Here is a 4,261-nt window from a genome sequence, read left to right as displayed (position 1 = left end):
GCGCGCCCGGATCCGGTCCGGAGACCGGAACCGGCACGGAGCCACCGGTGTTCACCGCACAGAACGTCGTCCCGGTGTTCCGCAAGCACGTCCTCGAGGAACGTCAGCTCGAGGCCCTGAGTCTCGTCGCGGGGGAGCTGACCACCGCCGACCTGGCCGAGATGCTCGACCGGATCGGCGGCGGCGAGGACTCAGCCGTCGTCGCGCAGGCGTGGCTCACCGAGCACGTGTGAGCGCAGGAAGGCGCCGAGCTGTGCCACCGCGTCGGCGGCCTCGCCCACCAGCGCGGCCTGCAGATGGGCCACGTGCCACAGTTCGCGCTGCTCGGTGACCGTCACGTCCACCCCCGCCTCACGCAGCTTCCGGGCGAACTCGGTGACCTGCGGGTACAGCATCTCGCCGGTGCCGACGTGGATCAGCGTCGGCGGCAGGCCGGCCAGGTCTCCGCGCAGCGGCGCGTAGCCGGGGTCGGAGGCGTCGCGGTCGCCGAGATACGCCCGCGCCGACGCCGAGATCCAGGCGGCGTTGAGGACCGTGTCCCGGTCGAAGGGGAAGTCCCGCGAGGCGGGATCGACCCAGGGCGCGATCAGCCCCAGGGCGGCGGGCCGCACCCCGTGCCGGTCGATCAGCCGGCGCGCCGCCGCGACCGTCAGGCCGCCCCCGGCCGAGTCGCCGGCGATCGGGGCGGTCTGCGGGGTCACGCCGTGCTCGGTCACCAGCTCGAGGTACGCACCGACCGCGTCGTCCAGTGCGGCGGGGTAGGGGTGCTCCGGGGCCAGCCGGTAGTCGAGCACGTACACCGCCGAACCCGAGGCCGCGGCCAGGTGCGCGGCCAGGGACCGGTGCGTGGCGGGCGAGGCCACCGTGTACCCGCCCCCGTGCAGGTACAGGACCGCGGTGGGACGTTCGGTGGCGCCGACGGTGACGCGTTCGGCGGGCCGGCCCGCGAGCGTGACCTGCTGCACCACCGTGCCCTCGGGCAGGGTCTGGATCGGCGCGACGAGCTCGAGCAGCCGGCGCTGGACGGGGTACGGCAGCCGCGCGTTGAGGGCGAGCCGGTAGGCCGGCCGCACCGCGGCCCGCACGACGGGCAGGGGGAGCTGGGGCATGACCGCGACCCTAGCCCTTCGGCACGAAGCGGCCACTGACGAATGCGACGACACGCTGATAGGACGGGCCCACCATGCGCACCCAGGCGTCGAGGAACTTCGCGTCGGCGCCGATGAGTACCCGGGCCCTGCCCCTGCGCACGCCCTCGACGATGGTGCGGGCCGCGTCCTCCGGGCTGGTGCGGGCCAGCTTGCGGTCGAAGAACTGGGCGAAGGACTCCTGATCGTCGCCGGCCGGGACGGCGGCGTTGCGGGCGATCGCCGTCTTGATGCCGCCGGGGTGCACGCAGGTGACCTTGACGGGGTGCCGGGCGACCAGCATCTCCTGGCGCAGCGCCTCGGTGAAGCCGCGGACGGCGAACTTCGCGGAGTTGTAGGCGCTCTGACCGGGGATGGCCAGCAGCCCGAACAGGCTCGAGACGTTGACGATGTGGCCGTCCCCGGACGCGACGACGTGGGGCAGGAACGCCTTGGTGCCGTTCACCACGCCCCAGAAGTCGACGTCCATGATCCGCTCGATGTCCTTGAACTCCGAGCGTTCGAACTCGCCGTGGTAGGCGATGCCGGCGTTGTTGTAGATCTGGTTGACCTGGCCGAAGTGGACGGCGACGGCGTCGGCGTAGTCGAGCACCGCCTCGCGCTGCGTGACGTCGAGGTGATCGGCCTTGACCTCGGCGCCGAGGTCGCGGGCCCGGCGCACAGTCTCGTCCAGCCCGGCGGTGTCGACGTCGGACAGGGCCAGCCGGGCGCCGCGCCGGGCGAGCTCGAGCGCCAGGGCACGGCCGATGCCCGATCCGGCGCCGGTGATCACGGCGACCTTTCCTGCGAACTCGCTCACTGCGCTGCCACCTTCCGGGTGTCGGTCTCGTCGGAGTCACGGACGGTCGCCGGCGTCTGCGCCGGGACCGGGGGGAGGTCCGCCGCGGCGACGCTGCGGTAGGCGTCCAGGTCGAAATGCTTGGTGATGCGGCGGAATTCGAACGTGAAGCTCGGCCACAGGGTGGTGTTGTTGCCGTGCTTGTCGAGGTACCAGCTGGCGCAGCCGCCGTTGCTCCACACGCTGCGCTTCAGGGCGTCCTGCAGGTTGCGGTTGTATTCGCCCTGCACCTCCGGGCGCACCTCGACGGTGCCGATCCGGTGGCGGTCGATCGTCTCGATCGCGTCCACCAGGTAGTTCAGCTGGGATTCGATCATGTACACCATCGAGGTGTGGCCGAGTCCGGTGTTCGGTCCCACGAGGAAGAACATGTTGGGGAAACCGGCGACGGCGGCGCCCTTGTAGCCCTGCATGCCGGTGGCGTCGAAGACGTCCGCGAGGCTGCGGCCGTCCTTGCCGAAGATGCCGGCGAAGGTGGGCGAGTCGGTGACGTGGAAGCCGGTGGCGACGACGATGGCGTCGACCTGGCGGGTGGTGCCGTCGCGGGTGACGATGCCGTCCGCGGTGACCTCGGCGATGCCGTCGGTGACCAGGTCGACGTTCGGCCGGGCCAGCGCGGGGTAGTAGTTGTTCGAGATGAGCATCCGCTTGCAGCCGATCCGGAAGTTCGGGGTGACCTTGCGGCGCAGCTCGGGGTCGGTGATCTGGCGGCGGATGTGCGCGCGGGCGGCGAGCTCGAGCGGCTTCATGAAGACCGGTGCCTTGGCCAGGCCGACGACCTGCGTCTCGCGGGTGAGGTACTGCAGGGCGCGGGACAGGCGCTGGAACCCGGGTACGCGGCGGAACGCGAGCCGCTCGACGGGGGTGTATTCGCGGTCGGCGCGAGGCAGCACCCAGGGAGCGGTGCGCTGGTAGACGTCGAGGTGGGCGACCTTGCCGGCGATGGCGGGCACGATCTGGATTGCGGAGGCTCCGGTGCCGATCACGGCGACGCGCTTGCCGGTCAGGTCCGCGTCGTGGTTCCACCGGGCGGAGTGGAAGATCTCGCCCCGGAACCCTTCGATGCCCGCGATGTCGGGCAGCGACGGCTCGCACAGCGCCCCGACGGCGGAGACGACGATCCGGGCGTCGAACGCACCCTTGGTGGTCTGCACGTCCCAGCGGTGGGTGGCGGTGTTCCAGCGGACGGTCTGCACGTCGCACCCGAACACGGTGCGGCGGCGTACGTCGTACCTGTCGGCGACCGAGGCGATGTAGGCCTGGATCTCGGGCTGGGGGGAGAAGGACCGCGTCCAGCCGGGGTTGAGGGCGAACGAGTAGGAGTACAGGTTGGACGGGACGTCGCACGCGGCGCCCGGGTACGTGTTGTCGCGCCAGGTGCCGCCGACCTCCGATCCGCGCTCGAGGACCACGAAGTCCTTGCCGGCCCGGGTCAGTCGGACGGCGGCGCCGAGTCCGGCGAACCCGCTGCCGATGATCAGCGTGTCGACCTGACGCGGGTGCGCATCGGTGGCGATGGTGTCTGTAACCGGAAGACTCATGTAAATAAGCGTAGGGCCATATTGAGCGCCGGTCAATAGCCTGTTGACTGCGATTCAACAAGAGTGTTTGCATGGCATCTGTGAAGGGCAACAGCAGCAAGCGCACCAGGCTGAGTCCCGCCGAGCGGCGGGCCCAGCTCGTCGACCTCGGCGTGCAACTGCTCGCCGAACGGCCGCTCGAGCAGATCTCCGTCGAGGACATCGCCGACCAGGCGGGGGTGTCGCGCGGGCTGCTGTTCCACTACTTCGCGTCCAAGCACGACTTCCACGTCGAACTCGTCCGGCACACCAGCCGGGACATGCTCGAGCGCACCGCACCCGACGACAGCCTCGAACCGATGGAGATGCTGCGCGGCACGATCGTCGCGTACGTCGACTACGTCACCGACCACCGCGACACCTACCTGTCGATGCTGCGCGGCACCGCGAGCGGGGACCCGGACATGCGGCAGGTCTTCGAGGACACACGCACCGCCATGGTCGATCGGACCGTCGCGTACCTGCCCCGCATCGGCATCGACGCCGGGCCCGCCGTCGCCCTGGCCGTGCGCGGCTGGATCGCGTTCGTCGAGGACACGACGATCGCCTGGCTCCGGGACCCGCAGCTCACCCGCGAGGAGTTCGTCGACCTCGCCGTCGCCGCCCTGCCCGCGCTGGCCCTCGCCGCAGGCGCACCGAATGTCACAGCGGTTCGATCTGAGTGAACGCGTGTGACATTCGGTCACGTCCCGGGG

General features: G+C 70.8%; 5 protein-coding genes. 2 read left to right on the top strand and 3 right to left on the bottom strand.

The genetic code is table 11. The features are described from left to right. Nucleotides 1-233 (top strand): glycine betaine ABC transporter substrate-binding protein (locus tag CQZ88_RS13550; protein WP_308410803.1); only part of this gene is annotated, 233 nt, incomplete at its 5' end. Here the strand turns inward: CQZ88_RS13550 and CQZ88_RS13545 are convergent. From CQZ88_RS13545 to CQZ88_RS13535, 3 genes are read right to left on the bottom strand one after another with little or no spacing between them, the layout of a single operon-like run. Then, nucleotides 192-1,109 (bottom strand): alpha/beta hydrolase, encoded by a 918-nt coding sequence (locus CQZ88_RS13545; protein ID WP_006938745.1) that lies wholly within the window; start codon nucleotides 1,107-1,109, stop codon nucleotides 192-194. The two genes, CQZ88_RS13550 and CQZ88_RS13545, sit on opposite strands and share 42 nt — an antisense overlap. Before the next feature lie 10 nt (nucleotides 1,110-1,119). Continuing rightward, nucleotides 1,120-1,947: an SDR family oxidoreductase gene (locus CQZ88_RS13540; RefSeq protein ID WP_102799891.1), complete on the bottom strand. Its 828-nt coding sequence runs from the start codon at nucleotides 1,945-1,947 to the stop codon at nucleotides 1,120-1,122. Then, nucleotides 1,944-3,527 (bottom strand): NAD(P)/FAD-dependent oxidoreductase, encoded by a 1,584-nt coding sequence (locus CQZ88_RS13535; RefSeq protein ID WP_029542501.1) that lies wholly within the window; start codon nucleotides 3,525-3,527, stop codon nucleotides 1,944-1,946. Before CQZ88_RS13535 ends, CQZ88_RS13540 begins: the two co-directional genes overlap by 4 nt. A 71-nt stretch (nucleotides 3,528-3,598) precedes the next feature. On the opposite strand from CQZ88_RS13535, the gene CQZ88_RS13530 reads away from it, so the two are divergent. After that, a complete protein-coding gene (locus tag CQZ88_RS13530) occupies nucleotides 3,599-4,231 on the top strand; it encodes a TetR/AcrR family transcriptional regulator (protein ID WP_037200704.1) in 633 nt (210 codons plus the stop codon). The last annotated feature ends 30 nt before the right edge of the window (nucleotides 4,232-4,261 follow it).

It is taken from the genome of Rhodococcus sp. ENV425 (genome assembly GCF_002887785.1).
In the GTDB taxonomy this organism is placed as follows: domain Bacteria; phylum Actinomycetota; class Actinomycetes; order Mycobacteriales; family Mycobacteriaceae; genus Rhodococcus; species Rhodococcus aetherivorans.
This window is presented reverse-complemented; position numbering and strand designations above follow the sequence as displayed.